Genomic DNA, 19,702 nt, shown 5'->3' on the forward strand with positions numbered 1-19,702 from the left:
AATCGCTCGCGAAACAGGTTGACCGGCGAGAGCCTATCACGTACATCGCGACCGGTCCGGAGTGTAGCGCAGCCCGGTAGCGCACTTGACTGGGGGTCAAGGGGTCGTGGGTTCGAATCCCGCCACTCCGACCATTCTTCTCCTAAAGCTTGATCCCGTTGATTGGTGGCCGCGAGGCGCTCACGCGTGCACGTCTGCGAGCAGCTACGCTGCCGGCGCCAGAGACAGAAGCGATACGGATCGCATCGATGTGGCAGGCGCTGGTGAGGAGATAGCCGGGGTGGATTCGGTTGCTTCCATCCTGCTTGACGGTACGGAGCGCGGTGCTGGCAGGGTGATCAATCCGCGCCGATAGCGGTATTCCAGCGCGATGCCTCCCCAGATCAGGCCGAGAAGCAGGTAGAAGTGGCGCCAGTGGTCGGTGTCGATGACGCTGCCGAGCCCAATATGGCCGACATAGACGACGTAGGCGCACAGCACATAGGGCTGCCAGGGCCGGTTTCGCAGCAGGAGGCGAAAGCCGGCAACGATCGTCCACACCGTCAGGATGAGATAGGACACGAAGCCCAGCCAGCCATAGTCCATCAGCGTCTTCAGCCAGATGTTGTGTGTGTCTTCGCCGTAGATCTTGCCGAACACCAGCGCACCGATGCCGAACGGCTTTTCCAGCGCCAGCATGAAGCCGATGGCATAGCGGGCAAATCGGCCGAGCCGGGCGGTGTCGTAATCCTGCGCCAACTGAGCACGGGTAGTCAGCATTTCGGCCACGCCGGGGATCTGCAGCACGACGATCATCGCAATCACCAGCAGCACCAGGGCTGCGAGGGTCATGACCACCACGCGCAGCCGGAAGCGGCCGCTGGTGTTCTGCAGGAACACCAGCCCGGTCAGCAGGACGACGGCGACGCCGAACAGGCCCCAGGCGCCGCGCGAAAAGGATAGAAAAATGCCGCCGACGACGATCAGCAGCGGTATCGCTATCAGCGGCATGCGCTGCACCGGTCCGGTCAGCAGCCGGTAGAGCAGGTAGATGCCGGGCAGCGCCAGAAAAGGGCCGAAGACGTTCGGATCCTGGAAGGCGCCGGCGGCACGCTCGTATTTGGTGAAGATTTCCGCACCCGGAAACAGTTTGAAATAGCCGGCAATACCGAGAACCGAGGTGACGACGGCGGCGGTCACGTAGGCCAGGAAGATCAGCCTGTAGAGATCGGGGCGACGTTCGACCACGGATGCGAAGAAAACGGCGGTGAAAGCCAGAAACAGTGAGACGGCCAGATAAAGCGGCGTCCATGACAGGTCCGCCATTTGCGTCATGGCGATCATGCCGCCGATATTCATCGTTACCAGCAGAATGAGCAGCGGCACCACGGGTCGCGAAATGTGCAGGCCGAACAGCGCCCAGACGCCGATCAGCGCGGCCATATAGAGCTCATAGGGCGCCGGCTCCTCGATGACGAAGCCGGAGAGCAGGATGCCGAGGATGATGGCACCCGACGACAGCAACGCGATCAGCTTGGCGTTGACCGCTCCCGATGGCAATTCATGTGTCAGCGTACTCAATAGGCGTTTTCCGTGTTGAGCAGGCGCACCGGCGTCAACAGCAGGATCTTCAGGTCGAACAGCATCGACCAGTTCTCAATGTAATAAAGATCATACTCGGTACGCATGCGGATCTTTTCGTTGGTGTCCATTTCACCGCGCCAGCCATTGATCTGCGCCCAGCCGGTCACGCCGGGCTTGACGCGATGGCGGGCGAAATAGCCGTCGACCACTTCGTTGTAGAGAAGGTTGTGCGACTGGGCGGCGACGGCATGCGGCCGCGGACCGACCAGTGACAGCGTGCCCAACAGCGAATTGAAGAACTGCGGCAGCTCGTCGAGCGAGGTCTTGCGGATGAAGCGGCCGACGCGGGTCACACGCGGGTCGTTCTTGGTCACGGTTTTCTTGGCGCTGGGGTCGGATTTGTCCGCATACATGGAGCGGAACTTGTAGACCATGATCTCCTCATTGTTGAAACCATGGCGTTTCTGCTTGAAGAGGACGGGCCCCTTGCTGTCCAGCTTGATGGCAATCGCGGTCGCCAGCATGATCGGCGAGAATGCGATGATGCAGAGGACTGAAAAGACGATATCGAAGGCACGCTTGGCGACCGAATCCCAGTCGTTGATCGGCTTGTCGAAAATATCGAGCATCGGCACCGAGCCGATGTAGGAGTAGGAGCGCGGCCTGAATTGCAACTGGTTGGTATGCGCTGAAAGACGGATATCCACCGGCAGCACCCAGAGTTTCTTCAAAAGCTGCAGCACGCGCGCTTCCGCAGAGATGGGAAGTGACACGATCAGCATGTCGATGCGGGCGACGCGGGCGAATTCGAGCAGTTCCGCGATGGTGCCGAGTTTGGGGTAGCCGGCAACCACCGGCGGCGATCGGCTGTCGTCGCGGTCGTCGAAGATACCGCAGATGCGGATATCGTTGTCGGGCTGTTTTTCGATGGAGCGGATAAGCGTTTCCGCTGCTTTGCCGCCGCCGACGATGACGGCGCGGCGCTCCATGCGTCCGTCGCGCGCCCAGCGGCGCAAAAGGCGTGCAGTAACCAGCCGCATGAGGAAGGTGAGCACGAAGCCGACGATGAACCATGTGCCGAACAGAAGTCGCGAATAGTCTTCGGATATCTTGAGGAAGAAGGCAGCGACGGCGAGGGCGGCGAAAGTGCACGCCCAGATCGACAACAACCGGCCGAAATTGGAGACGGGCCTGAGCAGCCGGGGAACCTGATAGCAGTCGGCAATTTCGAGAAGCACGATCGCAAGCAGCGAGGCGGAAGCGAAGGTCAGCGTGTATTGCCAGGCGAGATTTCGGAAAAAGCCTTCGTAGAAGACGTAGAGGGTCAGGCCGGACAGGAACAACAGCGAAAATTCGATCAGCCGCAACGTGCCGATGACCATCACCGGAGACATGGTGTCGCTGCGGTACTGTGCGGCCACCTGGCGGGCAAGTTCGCTCAAGCCGCCGGGGGACGCCTTGCCCGCGGCCGGATCGTCGAACTTGCGTATCGCATCGGCTGAAAAGCGGCTCGCCGGATCGCTTTTGTTCATGGAATGGTCCCCAAGCTGGCTCTCTCTAGCACAGGAGAGCTAATATTCCCTTCCCGGAACCTTTTAAGTTCAAACTTTCAGACGGGCGCCGCTGCCGGCATGCTAGCAGAACGCCGGAGGCTTGTCGCGAAAGCTCGAATCAGTTCGGGCTCGTGAAGGGTCTGCTTGGGCAGCGCGCCGGCGAAAGCCGGCACGCTGTTGTTTTGGTGGAGATGTGTTGCCTTGTCAGCCCGCGACGACGCCACGTGCTCGCAGTGCCTTCACCACCCGATCGTGCGGTAATGCTGGGCTGCGGTGGCCATCGCGGCCGGTCATCTCGGCATTGGCGACCAGCGCGTTGACCACAGCTTCTTCGGTTGCTTGCACGACCGCCGTGTAGAAATCGTCCATACGGCCCCAGGGGATGAAGTCCATGTGGCTGTAGGTACCGGCGTCGGGCTCACCTCTCGGGAAACGGCCGTTCAGCGCATCGCGATTGCCGGTCGAGAAGGCGAGAAAGATATCGCCCGAGAAATGCGAGCCGGCTGTACCGGTACGCGCGAGCCCCAGCGGCACACGCCGAGCCAGTGCCTTGCACTGACCGGGCAGGAGAGGGGCATCGGTGGCAACGATGCCGATGCAGGAGCCGGCGCCGGCCGGCAGGCTGGCCGCGAAGCTTTCCATCGGGTTGTCGTCGGCAAGTTCCGTACCCAGCGGCACGCCGGCAATGGTCAACTCGTTGCGGGACCCGAAATTGGTCTGCAGGAAGACGCCGATCGTATAGTCACGATGGCCGTAGTTGACGATGCGCGAAGCGGTGCCGTTGCCGCCCTTGAAAGCATAGCAGTTCATGCCGGTGCCGCCGCCAACCGAGCCTTCTTCGACCGGGCCGTTCGTCGCTGCGTCGAGCGCAGCGACGGCATGGCTGCTGGTCACATGTGGCCCGTTGATGTCGTTCAAATAGCCGTCCCAGGTTTCCGCCGCCACCGGCAGCATCCACTGGCTGGCCACTTCCGGCTTGTTGCGCACCATCCAGTCGATTGTGCCACGATGGCAGGGGCCGATGGCGTGGGTGTTGGAAATCAAGATCGGCATGTTGAGTGCGCCGGCTTCTTCCAGCCATGACACGCCGGTCATTTCGCCGTTACCGTTGAAGGAATGATAGCCGGCGGCGATCGCCTGACCGGCGCCTTCGCGTCCGAGCGGCAGAATGGCGGTGACGCCTGTGCGCACCGGCCCCTTGCCGATTTCCATCTTGCCGTCGCCAGAAACCAGTGTGGTGTAGCCGACCTCGACCCCTGGCACGTCGGTGATCGCATTGAAGCGGCCCGGATTGCCGGTGAAGGGAATGCCGAGCGCCCGGCCGCGCGGTTTGCCAGCGGGCGTGACATGCGAGGTCTCACTCATACGATTTGTCCTTGAGTTTGGCTGTTCAGAAACGATCAGGAAAGGCGGCAGCCCGTCGCCGTCTCGGCGTAGGCTGTGAGGATGCGAAGGGCAGTCGGATAGTCGACCGCCGGCACGACGTTCAGGAGGTGGAGGCCAAGGCCATCTTCGAGAACGACGAGGCTGCGCGCCAGCGTGTCGCTGGTATCGGCAAGCTTGAACGTGCCGGTGATGGCACCCGCCTCCAGGATGCCGACATAGATGGCGACCTGCCGCTCGAACAGAGTGATGTGACGCGCAGCATAGGCGGCATCGGAGCGGGCATAGGCGCCAAGCTCCATCAGCAGTCGGCAAAGCCGGTCGCTGGGATCTTCCGGAATTCCGGTGCGGATCATGGCCTTCAGACGTTCGCGCGGGTCCGAAATCTGAGCGATCGCCACGGCTCTGACCGTGCAGAACCGCTCCACGGCCTGTTTCTGCACATCATCCAAAAGATCCTTCAGGCCTGGATAGTAATAAAGCGCGGCGCTTGAACTCATGCCGGCCTCGTTGGCGACGGCGCGGAGCGTTACGCCGGTGAGGCCATGCTTGGCGATCATCGTTTCAGCCGCATTGATAAGAGTAAGCCGGCGTTCGGCCTGGGCGACGGGTCGGCTCATGTTTCCTCCTGAACGATGTTCAAATTAAAATCGATGTCATGAGCATTGCAAGTGGCTTTGATGGAAGTTTGTTGACGAAATGTCGACTCGAGCGTAGCGTTTTGATGGGAACGTTATTTTAATCATATCAAAATGGGAGGGCTTGATGCCATCACAGGATTCGCCGTCAAGCGGAGGGCTTGACCGCGCGCTCAACGGACTGGGCACGCTGATGATCGTGCTGTCGGCGGTGACGCCGGCATCGTCGGTTTTCATCATCGTGCCCGGCGTCATCGCACTGGCTGGCACGGGCTCGTTCCTGTCATTCTTCTTCGCCGCCATCATTGGCCTGTTCATGGCCTTCGTTTATGCCGAGTTGTCTTCGGCCTATCCGACCGCCGGTGGTGAATACACCATGATCGGTCGCACGCTTGGCCGCTTCTGGGGGTTCGTCACGCTGGTGCTCGTTTTCGTCTCCATCGTGCTCATCATTGCGGTGGTGGCGCTGGGCGTCGGCACCTATCTGGGCGTGCTGTTGCCCGATCTCAGCGCGCAATGGGTCGGCGTGGCCACGATCGTCCTGGCTGGCATCGTGGCGGCGCTGCGCATCAAGCTCAACGCCTTCGTTACCGGCATCTTCCTCGGCATCGAGATGCTGGCCCTGCTGATTCTGGTCGTGCTCGGCTTCATCAACATCGAACGGCCGCTTTCCAGCCTGTTTACCTCGCCGCAGATCCTCGATGCTGCGACCAATTCGCTGGTGCCGGCCTCGACCGGGCTGATCCTGGCCGCCACGGCCGTCGCCATCTTCGCCTATAACGGCTATGGCGCTGCCGCCTATTTCGGCGAGGAAACGCAGGACGCCAAGCGCAGCATCGGCAAGGTCGTGTTGTGGGCGCTGGTCATCACGGTCGCAGCGGAACTGATCCCGCTTACAGCCGTGCTGCTCGGCTCGCCCGATCTCTCCGCGCTGCTCGCGGCGCCCGCCAAGATCGAGTATTTCCTCGATGCCCGTGGCGGTCACACGCTTACCGTTCTGGTCAGCCTGGCGATTGCCGTCGCCATATTCAACGCGGTGATCGCCATTGTGCTGCAGGCATCACGTCTTCTGTTCTCCTCTGGCCGCGATAAGACCTGGTTTGGGCCGATCAACAACGCGGTTGCTTCCGTGCACGGCACCTATGCCTCGCCCTGGGTTGCCACCATCGTGGTTTCGGTCCTCGCAGCCATTGCATGCTTTATCGACTTGAACCTGTTGCTGGTGGTCTCGGGTACCTCATTGGTCGTCATCTATGCGCTGCTGTGCCTGGGCGCGGTTGCCGGTCGCCGCAACGGCGCTACCGCGGAAGGGCACTACCGCATGCCGTTGTTCCCGCTGCCGCCAATCCTCGCCTTCGTGGCTCTGGTCTATGTCGCCTATCAGAATTGGCTCGATGCTGCTTTCGGACGGCCAAGCCTGATGGCGACGCTGGCGATCGTGGCCGTGGCGGCAATCTATTATGTGGTGTTCCTGGCGCGGCGCGCGGACTGGACGCTGCATGCGCCGGAAGAAATCGAAGAGATTGCCGGATAAGTCGTCCTCCTTCGACAAATCCAGCAATAACCCCGGCCGCAAGGCCGGGGTCTTTTTTTGCTTTCGGCCCAGCACTCGGTCTGCCGATGATCAGTCTGAGTCCGTGGAAGGCCGGTTGGCGGGCAGGGCGTGTCGTTTTTGCATCGCCACCTCGCCATAGAAAAACCCCGGCCGAACGACCGGGGTTCTTTTATCCAGCGATGAGAACCGCTTAGACCGAGTAGTACATGTCGAACTCGACCGGATGTGGGGTCATTTCGAACCGCATCACCTCGGCCATCTTGAGTTCGATGAAGGCGTCGATCTGGTCGTCGTCGAAAACGCCGCCAGCCTTCAGGAAGCCGCGATCCTTATCGAGGCTCTGCAGGGCCTCACGCAAGCTGCCGCAGACGGTTGGGATCTTCTTCAGTTCCTTTGGCGGCAGGTCGTACAGGTCCTTGTCCATTGGCTGGCCAGGGTGGATCTTGTTCTTGATGCCGTCGAGGCCGGCCATCAACAGCGCCGCGAAGCCGAGATAGGGGTTCGCGCCCGGATCGGGGAAACGAACCTCGACGCGCTTCGACTTCGGCGAGTTGCCGAACGGAATGCGGCAGGACGCCGAACGGTTGCGCGCCGAATAGGCGAGCAGAACCGGAGCCTCGTAGCCCGGCACAAGGCGCTTGTAGGAGTTGGTGAGCGGGTTGGTGAAGGCATTCACCGCCTTGGCGTGCTTGATCACGCCGCCGATGAAGTATAGGCAGTTCTCCGACAGGCCGGCATATTCGTTGCCCGCGAAAGTCGGTTTGCCGTTCTTCCAGATCGACATGTGCACGTGCATGCCCGAGCCGTTGTCGCCGAAGATCGGCTTCGGCATGAAGGTGGCCGTCTTGCCATAGGCGTTGGCGACCTGGTGCACGACATACTTGTAGAGCAGCATCTTGTCGGCGTTGCGCACCAGCGTGTCGAACTTGATACCGAGTTCGTGCTGGGCGGCAGCCACCTCGTGGTGATGCTTCTCGACGCGCACGCCCATGTCGGTCAACACGGTGAGCATCTCGGAGCGCATGTCCTGACACGAGTCGATCGGCGGAACCGGGAAGTAGCCGCCCTTGACGCGTGGACGGTGGCCGAGGTTGCCGGTCTCATAGTCGGTGTCGTCGTTGGATGGCAGCTCCGAGGAGTCCAGCTTGAAGCCGGTGTTGTATGGATCGGCCTTGTACTTGACGTCGTCGAACACGAAGAACTCGGCTTCCGGGCCAACATAGATGGTGTCGCCGATGCCTTCGGCCTTCATGTAGGCCTCGGCCTTCTTGGCGGTGCCGCGCGGGTCGCGGTTGTAAGCCTCGCCGGAGACCGGATCGAGGATGTCGCACAGGATGACCATGGTCGACTGAGCGAAGAACGGATCCATGTGGACCGTGTCGGTGTCCGGCATCAGCACCATGTCGGACTCGTTGATCGCCTTCCAGCCACCGATCGAAGATCCGTCGAACATGACGCCATCGGCGAACATTTCCTCTTCGACCTCGGCGACGTCCATGGTGACGTGCTGGAGCTTGCCCTTCGGGTCGGTGAAGCGTAGGTCGACGAATTTTACGTCGTTATCCTTGATCTGCTTCAAGATGTCTTTGGCTGTCGTCATGTCTCTTTCCTGTGTGATGACGTTGAAACTTGAAAACTAAAAATGGTGGGACGGAGCGTCAGATTGCGTCCGGGCCAGTCTCGCCGGTGCGGATACGCACAACTTCCTCGATATTGGAGACGAAGATCTTGCCGTCGCCGATGCGCCCCGTTTGAGCGGCCTTTCGAATCGCCTCGATGGCGACTTCGACGGACTCGTCGCCGAGCACGACCTCGATCTTCACCTTGGGCAGGAAGTCGACGACATATTCGGCGCCGCGATAAAGTTCGGTATGGCCCTTCTGCCGGCCGAAGCCCTTGGCTTCGGTGACGGTGATGCCTTGCAGGCCGGCTTCCTGAAGCGCTTCCTTCACTTCATCCAGTTTGAAAGGCTTGATGATCGCTTCGATCTTTTTCATATCGGTATAGGGCCTCCACTGCCGGTAAAACGGGTTGTCGGTCCCGCTCGCGCATCCTTCAAGCATGAAGCGTGCCAATTGCCGTGATGGGGTGGCTCTGCGGTGAATTTTCTTTGGGATCTCATGGCGGGAACGGTTTTGCGGCGCTGCTTTGGTCATGAGCAACCCGTATTGCCAAAGCGCGAGGCAGCGAACTTTCAGTGCTCTGCCTAATCTTTGTGCAACGTGCACATAAATTGGATGTTTGCCTCCCATCCCAAACTGTTCGAATGTCCATGCGGGCGCCAATGGGAGATGTCACATGAACCTCGAATTGCTCACGCCCGCCGAAATGGCCGAGGCCGATCGGCTGGCGATCGCCACAGGACCGTTCGACGGCATCGGGTTGATGCGCAATGCCGGCGGGGCCGTTGCCGCCGTGGCGCTGGAGCGTTTTCCGAACGCCAAGCGCGTTCATGTGCTGGCCGGGCCGGGCAACAATGGCGGCGACGGCTATGTGGCGGCGAAGATCCTGAATGAAAGCGGCATCGCCGTTTCACTCTGGGCATCGGGCGCTCCACGCGATGGCACCGATGCGGCGATCGCAGCTGCCGAATGTCCCGTATCAGAGCGGCCTCTTGCCGATTTCGACGCCGAAGCCGGTGAACTGATAATCGACGCGCTTTATGGCGCCGGCCTGTCGAAGCCGCTTGTCGATGCCGCTGCGCGCGCGGTCGCCCTTGTCGCGACCAAGCGCTTGCCGGTCATCGCTGTCGACCTGCCGTCCGGTGTCTCGGGCGAAAGTGGCAAGGTGTTGGGCGATGCTTTTCGTGCGACACTCACCGTCACCTTCGCACGCAAGAAACCCGGCCATCTGCTCATGCCGGGTCGAGATCTGTGCGGCGAGCTGATCGTCACCGACATCGGCATCTCCCCAGATGTCATTGAATCCCTTGCCGTAATCACGTCCGAGAATCAGCCGTCCCTGTGGCGACGAGCCTTTCCTTCACCCGCGGTCGATACACACAAATACCGTCGTGGCCATGTCGGCGTCTTTTCCGGCGGTCCGATCTCAACGGGGGCGGCAAGACTCTCCGCCTTGGCGGCGGCTCGCGCCGGAGCAGGGGCTGTGACAGTGTTCTCTCCGGGCAATGCTCTCGCGGTCAACGCCATGCATCTGACCTCGATCATGCTGCACAAGGTCGATGATGTCGCGGAGCTTGCGGCGGTGCTGGGCGAAGGGCGTTCCTCCGCCTTCGTGCTGGGGCCTGGCTTCGGCGTCGGCGAAAAAGCTCGTGATTTCGCGCTGGCCATATTGGCGGCCGGCGGCCGCTTGGCCGAGGCCGGAGCAGAGGGGCTCGTCCTCGACGCCGACGGCATCACCGCCTTTCGTGACGCGCCGCAATGGCTGTTCGAGGCGGCCGCCCGGCCCGAGGCCCCAGCGCTGGTGCTGACCCCACATGAGGGTGAGTTCGCGCGCCTGTTTTCCAACGTTGCCGGAAATGACGACCTGTCGAAGCTCGGCAAGGCGCGCGCGGCGGCCGCGGCGGCACATGCGGTCGTCATCTACAAGGGCGCCGATACCGTGATTGCTGCGCCTGACGGCCGCGCCGCGATCAACGCCAACGGCGCACCCTGGCTGGCGACGGCTGGTTCCGGCGACGTGCTGGCCGGGATTGTCGCGGGACTGATCGCGCAGCGCATGCCGGCCTTCGAGGCAGCTTGCGCTGGCGTGTGGCTGCACGCCGAAGCTGGCAGTCGCTTCGGTCTGGGGTTGATCGCTGAGGATTTGCCGGCTGCTCTGCCGCCGGTGATCAAGTCGCTTTCCGGGCAAGATTCCGTGAGCGGTTCGCAGCATTAGCCGCGATCGATCGCCAGGTTCGGATTTCGATCCCTGGTCGTCCTCTGTCCGGTCACCACGAGTATGACCGATGCCAGCAGACCGAATGCTCCAGCACAGGCGACCGCCAGGGAAAAACCCTGGCCCATGGCTTCGGCGAGCAGCGATCGGAACAATTCGGGCGCCATATCGAGGCCAGCCGGCATCGCGTGTTGCCTGACCGCGATTGTCGCAACGCCAATTGTATCGGCTGCGCTGGTGCTCGACAGATAGTCCGTCATCGAGGAGATGGCGCGCGTGCTCATCAGCGTGCCGAGCAGCGCGATGCCGATCGTCATTCCTCCCTGGCGAAGGGCATTCATCGTGGCCGAGGCTGTTCCGCTTCTTTCTCGTGGTGCGGCCGCCATGGCTGCGGCACCGGTGGAGGGCACGGCGAGACCCATGCCTATGCCCAGGATCGCGAAAACAACCGCAACGATCGAGTAGGGGGTACCCGGTGTAAACAGCGCCATCGCCAGCATCGAACCGCCGAGCAGGGCATAGCCGACAATCATCGGCCAGCGGGTTCCGCACCATGATGACAACTTGCCGAACAAGGAAGAGGTGAGCGCCATCGCAATGAAGACTGGAGCCATGCGCCATCCCGTCGCCGTTGCCGACAAGCCCTGTACTTGCTGGAGAAACAGGGAAAAGAAGAACAGGCTGCTGTAGCCCGAAAAGCCGAGTGCGAACGAAGCGAAGTTGATGGCGGTAAATGTGCGGTCACGGAAGAGATCGACAGGCAGCACCGGGCACGCCGCACGCAGCTCGATCGCAATGAAAGTGATGAGCCCGGCAATCGCTATTGCCAGCGCAATCGTAGTCTTCAGGGATGTCCAGCCGGCATGGCCCGCGTTGATCAGCGCATAGGTCAGCGCGCCGAGAAAGACGATGGACAGCGCCTGCCCTGCGGGATCGAGCGCGGCGTGATCGGGATCCGCGCTCTCGGTGATGCCCCTCAGGCCGAGCGCTAAGGTGAGCGCGCCAATCGGTATGTTGATCAGAAAGATACTCGACCAGCCGACATTGTCGACCAGGAGGCCGCCGAGCATTGGTCCCAGGATCAGCGATACCGCGCTGAAGGAGGCCCAGCCACCGATCACATGGGCGCGTTGTGCAGGATCGGTAAATGCTTGTGTCAGGATGGACAATGCGCCGGGAATGACCAGGGCACCAGCAATGCCTTGCAACGCGCTGCCAGCGATCAGGATGCCAAGCGACGAAGCCGCGGCCGAGATCACCGATCCAATCGAGAACAGCGCGACGCCGATCAGCCAGACGCGTTTGCGTCCATAGCGGTCACTGATCGGTCCGGCCGACAACATGAAGGCGGAAAGGCAAAGCGCATAGGAACCCACCACCCATTGCAGCCCGGAAAGGTCGGTCCTGAGTGCTGCCTGAATGGCTGGAAGAGCGACCGTAACGATGCTGATGGCCAGCGTTGCCATGAACGTGCCGAGGTAGACGGCTGCGACGAGACCGCGTCTGTGCGTTGATGGCATGGGGTTAATCCTGATGATTTTGCTCAACAATATATTCTGACCGACCGTCGGTCAATACGAGGAGCTTTTTGAAATCGTTGGAACTATGCGAGGACGGATCGGAAGGCGTAGAATGACTCTGCCTCAGCCGCGGGAATAGCAATGAACGGAAATGCAAATCTGTCCGCTAAACGCCGTTCGCGACCTCGGCGGCGCACCTTGCCGGCCGAAGTGCGCACGGACGATCTGATGGCAGCCGCAGCAGTGCTGTTCATCGCGAAAGGCATCGAGGCGACGACGATCGACGAGATCGTTGCGCGTGCCGGCGTGGCCAAGGGCACTTTCTATCATTATTTCGCGACGAAGACGGATGTCGTCTTGGCCCTGCGGGAACGTTTCTCGCGGGATTTCGCGAGAGGCGTGAACGAGGCAATCGAGGCCTGTCCCGCGGCGGATTTCCCGGCGCGACTGTCAGCCTGGGTTCACGGTGCTGTGCGAGCTTATCTCGCCAATTTCAAATTGCATGATGTGGTCTTTCACGATTTCAGCCACTCACGGCGGCATTCGAAGGAAAAGGATGCCGTGATCGCTCAGCTTGGCGCCTTGCTGGACGCTGGCCAGGCGGCGGGTGCCTGGTCTGTGCCCGATATCCGCATGACCGCGCTGGTTCTATTCGACGGCATGCACGGTGTCGTCGATGACGCAATTGCATCCGAAAGGCGCGATCCGCAGCCACTCTGCGACATCCTGCTGGAATTGTTCTCGAAGATGCTGTCGGTCAGCCGAGGCACTTTTCCGCTAGTCCCCAGCTGATCGAACGAGGAGGAGCCGCTCGCGTATGGCGTCAGCTCCCTGGATGCCGATCACGGGTTGGCGGCGAAGCAGACGAGGTTGCCGTCGGGGTCGGTCACGATGAATGTGCGGGAGCCCCAGGGCTCGGTTTTGAGTGCCTGGAAGAACGGCACATCGGCAGCCTGGTAGTCGAGGAACAGTTTCTTGATACCGTGGTCCAGCACGATCGTTGCCACCACAAGGTGTTCCGGCACGATCCTGGCGGTATCCAGCACCGGTCTATCAACATGGCGCAGGTTGAGGCGCGCTCCATCCCGGAAGACCTGCGCGTAGAAGGGCGGCTCGCCATAGGTGAAACGAAGGGTGAAGCCGAGCTTGCCGGTATAGAAATCGCAGGCACGGCCTATGTCGGCAACGAACAGCTGTGGCTCCGAAAGAGCGAGAAACGGTTCTTTTTCGGGTGCGGTAGAGGTGCTCATGACTGCAGGTCCTTTCTTGAGCGCCTCCCAATTCTCGAAACCCGCCTTGCGGGCAACAAGCTCTTGCGCATCGGCGAGCTTGAACTCGCGTTCAAGGATTTGCCGGTCGCTGAGACCTCGATAGCGTGGCAGCAGCGACCGGATCGCCGCGGCCACGGGATAGCGGCCCTCGCGATGCCATTTGAGATAGAGCTTGGCCTGTTTGCGGAAATGTTCGAACTGGGACATGGGCGCATTTCGGGTTGAGGTGTCGTAGGCGGGCAATGCCCCTTCGGCCGAAACCGGTGCGCCCTACAGCAGCGGAAGGATCGTAAGCGGAGCCAAAGCGCGAGACAAGAGCACTGCAGGACCTTGGTTGGGTCATTGCGGGCTCTTATCTGTCGGATGGCAGGCCTTAGCGTGGTTGACTTGGCCAAGCCCTTCCGATTTACCGTCACCAGCAAATCCCGACACTGCGGACGCCCTTTCCATGCTCGAAAAAACCTATGACGCGAAAAGCGTCGAGCCTAAGATCGCCAAGATTTGGGAGGAGGCGGATGCCTTCCGCGCCGGTGCCGGTGCGGAGGAAGGCGCCGAGCCGTTCTCCATTGTCATTCCGCCGCCCAATGTTACCGGCTCGCTGCATATGGGCCATGCGCTCAACAACACGCTGCAGGACATCCTGGTGCGCTTCGAGCGTATGCGCGGCAAGAATGTGCTTTGGCAGCCGGGCATGGACCATGCCGGAATCGCCACGCAGATGGTGGTCGAGCGCAAGCTCATGGAAAAGCAGATCCATCGTCGTGACCTCACGCGAGAACAATTCGTCGAGAAGGTCTGGGAGTGGAAGGGCGAATCCGGCGGCGTCATTTTCAACCAGCTCAAGCGTCTGGGGGCGTCGGCGGACTGGTCGCGTGAGCGATTCACCATGGACGAGGGCTTGTCAAAGGCGGTGCTCGAGGTCTTTGTCACGCTGCACAAAGAGGGCCTGATCTACCGCGGCAAGCGTCTGGTGAACTGGGATCCGCAGTTCGAGACGGCGATCTCCGACCTCGAAGTCGAGAACAAGGAAACCGACGGCCATATGTGGCATTTCAAGTACCCGCTGGCCGGCGGCGAAACCTACACCTATGTCGAGAAGGACGCGGACGGAAACGTCATCCTGAAGGAAGAACGCAATTACATTTCCATCGCGACCACCCGTCCGGAAACCATGCTGGGCGACGGGGCGGTTGCCGTTCATCCTTCCGACGAACGTTATGCGCCAATCGTCGGCAAGCTTTGTGAAATTCCGGTCGGCCCGAAGGAGCATCGGCGCCTGATCCCGATCATCACCGACGAATATCCCGACCCGACCTTCGGCTCGGGTGCCGTGAAGATCACGGGTGCGCACGACTTCAACGATTATCAGGTCGCCCGTCGCAACAACATTCCACTCTACCGGCTGATGGACACGCAGGCCGCGATGCGCGCTGACGGTGAGCCCTATGCCGACTATGCGGCGCAGGCACTGGATATCGCCAGGACCGGGAACGTGCCGAGCGAAGCCGAAGTCGACGCCATCAATCTGGTTCCGGACGAATATCGCGGCCTCGACCGCTACACCGCTCGCAAGCTGATCGTCGAGGCGATCACTGCGGAGGGGCTCGCCGTCACGGTCAAGGACGCCGAAGGCAACGACATTCCCTTCGTGGAAAAGAAGAAGCTCATGCAGCCGTTCGGCGATCGCTCCAACGTCGTGATCGAGCCGATGCTGACGGACCAGTGGTTTCTTGACGCCGAAGTGCTGGCAAAGCCAGCGCTGGCCTCGGTACGCGAAGGGCGCACGAAGATCATCCCAAGCAGTTGGAACAAGACATATTTCCAATGGATGGAGAACATCGAGCCCTGGTGCATTTCGCGCCAGCTATGGTGGGGACATCAGATTCCAGCCTGGTATGGACCGGATGGGCGCGCCTTTGTCGAGAAGACCGAGGAAGAGGCGCTCGAGGCCGCAATCCAGCACTATCTTGCCCATGAAGGTCCTTGGAAGGCCTGGGTGGAGGAGAAGTTGGAAAACTTCCAGCCGGGCGAGATCCTGACGCGTGACGAAGATGTGCTGGACACATGGTTCTCATCTGCGTTGTGGCCGTTCTCGACGCTCGGCTGGCCGGACAAGACACCGGAGCTGAAGACCTACTATCAGACGGATGTGCTGGTCACAGGTTTCGACCTCATCTTCTTCTGGGTCGCCCGCATGATGATGATGGGCCTGCACTTCATGGACGAGGAGCCGTTCCATACCGTCTACATGCATGCACTGGTGCGCGACAAGAACGGGCAGAAGATGTCGAAGTCGAAAGGCAACGTCATCGATCCGCTCGAGCTGATCGACGAATATGGCGCCGACGCCCTGCGTTTCACGTTGGCGATCATGGCGGCACAAGGGCGTGACGTGAAGCTCGACCCTGCCCGCATCGCCGGCTACCGGAACTTCGGCACCAAGCTTTGGAACGCCACGCGCTTTGCCGAGATGAACGGTGTGGCCCGCGACGATACTTTCTGGCTGCAGGATGCCAAGCTTGCGGTGAATCGCTGGATCCTGACCGAGCTGACCCGTGCGGCGCGCGAGATCACTGACGCGATCACGTCCTACCGCTTCAACGAAGCGGCAGGTGCCGTCTATCGATTCGTCTGGAACCAGTTCTGCGACTGGTATCTCGAACTGCTGAAGCCGGTGTTCATGGGCGAAGACGAGGCGGCGAAGGCCGAGAGCCGCGCCTGCGTCGCTTTTGTGCTCGACGAGATCTACAAGCTGCTCCATCCGATGATGCCGTTCATGACGGAAGAGCTGTGGGCTGAGACGGCGGGAGAGGGCAAGGAGCGTTCGTCGCTGCTTTGTCACGCTAGCTGGCCGTCACCGGATTTCGAAGATGCCGAGGCGGCCGACGACATCAACTGGCTGATCGATCTGGTCAGCGGCATTCGTTCGGTGCGTTCGGAGATGAACGTGCCGCCGGCAGCGATCGCGCCCTTGGTGGTCATCGGCGCAAATGCCGCGACCAAGGAACGGCTGGTTCGGCACGAGGCAGCGATCAAGCGGCTGGCACGGGTCGGCGAGATTTCGCACGCCGACACGGCGCCGAAAGGCTCGGCACAGATCGTGTTGGGTGAGGCGACGGCCTGCCTGCCGCTGGGCACTCTGATCGACCTTGTCGCTGAAGCCGCGCGTCTCCAGAAGGAACTGGCCAAGGTGACGGAGGAGATCGCCCGTCTGCACAAGAAGCTGTCGAACGACAAGTTCGTCGCCAATGCGCCGGAAGAGGTGGTCGAGGCCGAACGCGAGAAACTCACCGAATACAACGAGCAGCAGCAGAAGCTGTCGGCTGCGTTGACCCGGGTACGCGACGCCGGTTGAGCTCACGCCATCCCGACCGTTTCCGGCGCGCATTGCGATGCGCCGGAGACCCGATTCTGACGTTGCGTTCAGAGCGTTCCGAGGCCATCGAAAACCCGCCAAAAAGGCATTCCGCTGCGTCACAATTGACGTAAACGGAAACTTTGAACCGCATTGTTGCCATAATGTAACAATTCTGGTTTGAACCCGCCAAAATGAGGCTTTTTCGTGCGTTTTGTCCGAATTTTGGCGCTGTTTTGCTTCGTCGACCTTAAAAAATGGTGGCTTTTTGGTGTCCGAGCCAATGCTGTGATGAGTAAGTGCGGTGTATTCGGAACCACGGAAAAAAACTGTACTTGTACAGCTTGAAATTCCTTATTGCCTCATTAACGCGAATTGGCTCTAGCTTGGTGCACGAATTTCCGGGGAGAGGATTTCATGACCAATTTGCGTATCAAAGCGCTCCTGGGGGCAGGATGCGTGTCGCTGGCGATGATCGGCACGGCAAATGCCGGTGGCTTCTCGCGCGGCTCGGCCGACACCGACATCCTTTTTGAGCAAGGCAACTTCAACATGCGCTCGAGCGTCACCTATGTGACGCCGAAGCGTAAGTTCAATAAGAACGGCAATCCTCAGCTGATCGGCACCGACTATGCCGAGGATTACGTAATCCCGTCGGCGGCAGTGAAGTTCAACCTGACTGAAAACCTTCGTTGCGCTGGTACGCTGGTGAACAACAACGGCGGTAATGCGAAATACGACTTTCCGACTCTTAGCGGCAAGATTTCCGAAGAATTCACCACTTACGAATCGGCACTGACCTGCGGCGTGGGCTTCGATGTCGGGCAGGGCAAGTTCTGGCTGCTCGGCGGCGGCTTCATGGAGAAGTTCGATTACAATCGCGTGAATTCTTATGCTGCGTTAGGTATGGGTAATGCTACCCTGAGGCTTGACGGTCAGGAGTACGGTTATCGTATCGGCGCAGCCTATGAGATTCCGGACATCGCCTTGCGCGGCCAGGTTATGTATCGCTCGGGTACAAAGTATGGTGCGGATGGTGGTTTGACTGCACCTGCTGGCGTCTTGTTCGCCGCAACCGCAGGCTCGCCGTTGCAGGCTCAGTTCGCACGAATTATCGCAGGTTCGCCCTTGGGCAAGAATACCCCTGTGCCGGTTGACGCGATCGGGGTCGGCAACTTGCCGCAGAGTGTTGAGTTCAAGCTGCAAAGCGGTATCGCACCAGGCTGGCTTGCGTTCGGTAGCGTCAAATGGACTGATTGGAGCCAGCTGACGACACTCGATGTTCGCTCCAAAATCGGTGGTGTGACCATTTCCTCGGACAAGTACTTCTGGAAGGACGGCTGGACCGTCACTGGCGGTGTTGGTCATGCCTTCAACGACCAGGTTTCCGGTTTCGCCAGCCTGACCTGGGATCAAGGTGTCGGTACCGGCTGGGATGTCATCGGCGACACCTATACGCTGGCAGTGGGTGGTTCCTTCAAGGATGGTATCGGCGGAGAGTTCCGCGGTGGCGTCGGCTTCAGCTATCTCGGCTCCGGTGAGGAAACCCAATATGCCCCCGGTACCAACCAGGGCGTCGAGTCGGGCTATGCTTTTGCACTCAACGGTGGCTATAGCATCAAGTGGTAAGCCGCTCATCGTGAACGAAAAAAGCCGGGCCAGAGCCCGGCTTTTTTGTTGTATCGAATACATTTTTAGTTGTGTGTGCTGCGCAGGAAAGCCCTCTATCAAGGGGCGCGTGCCGTAAATGCAACATCAACATCCCCATTCATAATTGTGACGTTTCGGCAACAGTTTCGAAACAAGCCATCGGCTAAGAAGTCGAGGCGGGCGCGATGCCCATTTCCCGCCATAAACCCGGAGCACCTCAATAAGGCCCGGCGAGACCGAAGACGGTTGGCGCGAGAGGTGGGCCGCAAGGCCGCGGCAGGAATAGCAATGAACGCTCACGTGTTTGTCAGTGCCAGCCAGTTGAAACGCAGCGCGATTGCCATATCGCCGCGCGGTTTCAACCGCAGTTTGGCCGGAAATGCGTGGCAAAACTCGATGAAATGTGAGTCCCAGCGCAACGTGCCGCGCAAAAGCGTGGCTGCGAGGTCGCTGGCTTGTACGGATTCGATCGTCCGCATGGGCGACGCGAAAGAAATGCGCAGTCATGCGGGTTGGTGAGTTGGCGAGATCTTCTGTCCTGACGGTGCTGGTCGCGATGGCGACCCTCGGCGCCGCCGGCCAGGCTTTTGCCTTTGATGACAAGATTTTCGACGACAAGAGCGGCGTGAAGCCGAAGTCCAGCCCCTGGGAAGTCTTTCAGTTCGGCTTTTCGGCCTACAAGAACGGCCACAAGGAACAGGCTGTCGAAGCCTACAAATATGCCGCCGAGAACGGCCAGATCGGCGCGACCTGGAAGCTGGCGCGCATGTATGCCGAAGGTGATGGCGTTGCGCAGGACGATTACGCGGCCTTCAAGTTCTTCTCCGAAATCGCCGATCAGGACGTCGAGCCCGGTTCACCGGAAGAAAGCTATGTTTCTGACGCGCTGGTGGCGCTGGGCGATTACCTGAAGCAAGGCATCCCTGGCAGCCCGGTGAACGCAGATCCGATCACCGCGCAGGAATATTTCACGCGCGCCGCCGCCAATTACCGCAACCCGAATGCCCAGTACGAATTGGGCAAGATGTTCCTGAAGGGCGAAGGCGGGGCAAAGGCCAGTGTCAGGCAAGCCGGCCGCTGGTTGCAGCTTGCTGCCGAAAAGGGGCATGCCGGCGCACAGGCAACGCTCGGCAACCTGTTGTTCCAGAGCGGAAAGGTGGTGCGGGGGCTGGCCATGATGACGGCCGCTCTTTCGCGCGCGACACCGACCGATCAGCCGTGGATTCGCTCCATGCAGGAAGAAGCTTTCGCCGTTTCCGGTGAAGCTGACCGTCGCACTGCCATCTCGTTGGCTGATGATATGCTGGCCAAGGGCGTTACCGGCGCCGAACAGCAGTAACCGCAGGCGGCTTTTCTCTCCAGGCTACCGTGTCGAAA

At 60.5% G+C, this 19,702-nt stretch carries 15 protein-coding genes and 1 tRNA gene; 8 read left to right on the forward strand and 8 right to left on the reverse strand.

Translation table 11 applies throughout. From position 1 onward, the window contains the following. Positions 1 to 57: 57 nt before the first annotated feature. Positions 58 to 134 (forward strand) — tRNA-Pro (locus tag AO692_RS18460). A 70-nt stretch (positions 135 to 204) separates the two neighbouring features. Here AO692_RS18460 and AO692_RS18465 read toward each other — a convergent pair. The 4 genes from AO692_RS18465 to AO692_RS18480 form a co-directional block, all read right to left on the reverse strand. Further along, positions 205 to 1,560 (reverse strand): O-antigen ligase family protein, encoded by a 1,356-nt coding sequence (locus AO692_RS18465; RefSeq protein WP_082407434.1) that lies wholly within the window; start codon positions 1,558 to 1,560, stop codon positions 205 to 207. Then, positions 1,557 to 3,095 carry an undecaprenyl-phosphate glucose phosphotransferase gene (locus AO692_RS18470; RefSeq protein WP_054311520.1) on the reverse strand — a complete coding sequence of 513 codons (1,539 nt, stop codon included), beginning with the start codon at positions 3,093 to 3,095 and terminating at the stop codon, positions 1,557 to 1,559. The genes AO692_RS18465 and AO692_RS18470 overlap by 4 nt, the downstream gene beginning before the upstream one ends. 225 nt (positions 3,096 to 3,320) lie before the next feature. Beyond that, on the reverse strand, positions 3,321 to 4,481 hold the full coding sequence (locus AO692_RS18475) for a P1 family peptidase (protein ID WP_054311521.1): 1,161 nt from the start codon (positions 4,479 to 4,481) through the stop codon (positions 3,321 to 3,323). A gap of 35 nt (positions 4,482 to 4,516) precedes the next feature. Next, positions 4,517 to 5,119 (reverse strand): TetR family transcriptional regulator C-terminal domain-containing protein, encoded by a 603-nt coding sequence (locus tag AO692_RS18480; protein WP_054311522.1) that lies wholly within the window; start codon positions 5,117 to 5,119, stop codon positions 4,517 to 4,519. Positions 5,120 to 5,264: 145 nt separating this feature from the next. On the opposite strand from AO692_RS18480, the gene AO692_RS18485 reads away from it, so the two are divergent. Next, complete coding sequence (locus tag AO692_RS18485; protein ID WP_054311523.1) at positions 5,265 to 6,671, forward strand: APC family permease; 1,407 nt, start codon at positions 5,265 to 5,267, stop codon at positions 6,669 to 6,671. Between the two features lie 211 nt (positions 6,672 to 6,882). Here the strand turns inward: AO692_RS18485 and glnA are convergent, their stop codons facing one another. Both glnA and AO692_RS18495 read right to left on the reverse strand, forming a co-directional pair. Then, entirely contained in the window at positions 6,883 to 8,292 is a 1,410-nt protein-coding gene (gene glnA, locus AO692_RS18490) for a type I glutamate--ammonia ligase (protein ID WP_054311524.1), read from the reverse strand. Positions 8,293 to 8,350: 58 nt separating this feature from the next. After that, positions 8,351 to 8,689: a P-II family nitrogen regulator gene (locus AO692_RS18495; protein ID WP_054311525.1), complete on the reverse strand. Its 339-nt coding sequence runs from the start codon at positions 8,687 to 8,689 to the stop codon at positions 8,351 to 8,353. A 301-nt stretch (positions 8,690 to 8,990) separates the two neighbouring features. On the opposite strand from AO692_RS18495, the gene AO692_RS18500 reads away from it, so the two are divergent. Continuing rightward, positions 8,991 to 10,529, forward strand: a complete 1,539-nt coding sequence (locus tag AO692_RS18500) for a bifunctional ADP-dependent NAD(P)H-hydrate dehydratase/NAD(P)H-hydrate epimerase (protein ID WP_054311526.1) — start codon at positions 8,991 to 8,993, stop codon at positions 10,527 to 10,529. Here the strand turns inward: AO692_RS18500 and AO692_RS18505 are convergent. Beyond that, positions 10,526 to 12,049: an MFS transporter gene (locus AO692_RS18505; protein ID WP_054311527.1), complete on the reverse strand. Its 1,524-nt coding sequence runs from the start codon at positions 12,047 to 12,049 to the stop codon at positions 10,526 to 10,528. The genes AO692_RS18500 and AO692_RS18505 overlap by 4 nt on opposite strands. 228 nt (positions 12,050 to 12,277) lie before the next feature. Here AO692_RS18505 and AO692_RS18510 point away from each other — a divergent pair, with 228 nt between their 5' ends. Beyond that, positions 12,278 to 12,841 (forward strand): TetR/AcrR family transcriptional regulator, encoded by a 564-nt coding sequence (locus AO692_RS18510; RefSeq protein ID WP_244483400.1) that lies wholly within the window; start codon positions 12,278 to 12,280, stop codon positions 12,839 to 12,841. A 50-nt stretch (positions 12,842 to 12,891) separates the two neighbouring features. On the opposite strand, the gene AO692_RS18515 is transcribed toward AO692_RS18510, so the two are convergent. Then, positions 12,892 to 13,527, reverse strand: coding sequence for a VOC family protein (locus AO692_RS18515; RefSeq protein WP_054311529.1), 636 nt, complete (start codon positions 13,525 to 13,527; stop codon positions 12,892 to 12,894). 241 nt (positions 13,528 to 13,768) lie between these two features. Between AO692_RS18515 and AO692_RS18520 the strand changes: the two genes are divergently transcribed. The 4 genes from AO692_RS18520 (at position 13,769) to AO692_RS18535 (ending at position 19,664) form a co-directional block, all read left to right on the forward strand. Continuing rightward, entirely contained in the window at positions 13,769 to 16,675 is a 2,907-nt protein-coding gene (locus AO692_RS18520; RefSeq protein WP_054311530.1) for a valine--tRNA ligase, read from the forward strand. Between the two features lie 417 nt (positions 16,676 to 17,092). Beyond that, complete coding sequence (locus AO692_RS18525) at positions 17,093 to 18,304, forward strand: outer membrane protein transport protein (RefSeq protein ID WP_054311531.1); 1,212 nt, start codon at positions 17,093 to 17,095, stop codon at positions 18,302 to 18,304. A gap of 309 nt (positions 18,305 to 18,613) precedes the next feature. Beyond that, positions 18,614 to 18,844: a hypothetical protein gene (locus tag AO692_RS32840; protein ID WP_152979880.1), complete on the forward strand. Its 231-nt coding sequence runs from the start codon at positions 18,614 to 18,616 to the stop codon at positions 18,842 to 18,844. Then, the gene (locus tag AO692_RS18535; RefSeq protein WP_054311533.1) at positions 18,831 to 19,664 is read left to right on the forward strand and encodes a tetratricopeptide repeat protein; all 834 of its coding nucleotides are present in this window, start codon (positions 18,831 to 18,833) and stop codon (positions 19,662 to 19,664) included. Before AO692_RS32840 ends, AO692_RS18535 begins: the two co-directional genes overlap by 14 nt. The last annotated feature ends 38 nt before the right edge of the window (positions 19,665 to 19,702 follow it).

The sequence above is a fragment of the Mesorhizobium sp. 1M-11 genome (genome assembly GCF_001303895.1).
Taxonomy (GTDB): domain Bacteria; phylum Pseudomonadota; class Alphaproteobacteria; order Rhizobiales; family Rhizobiaceae; genus Mesorhizobium.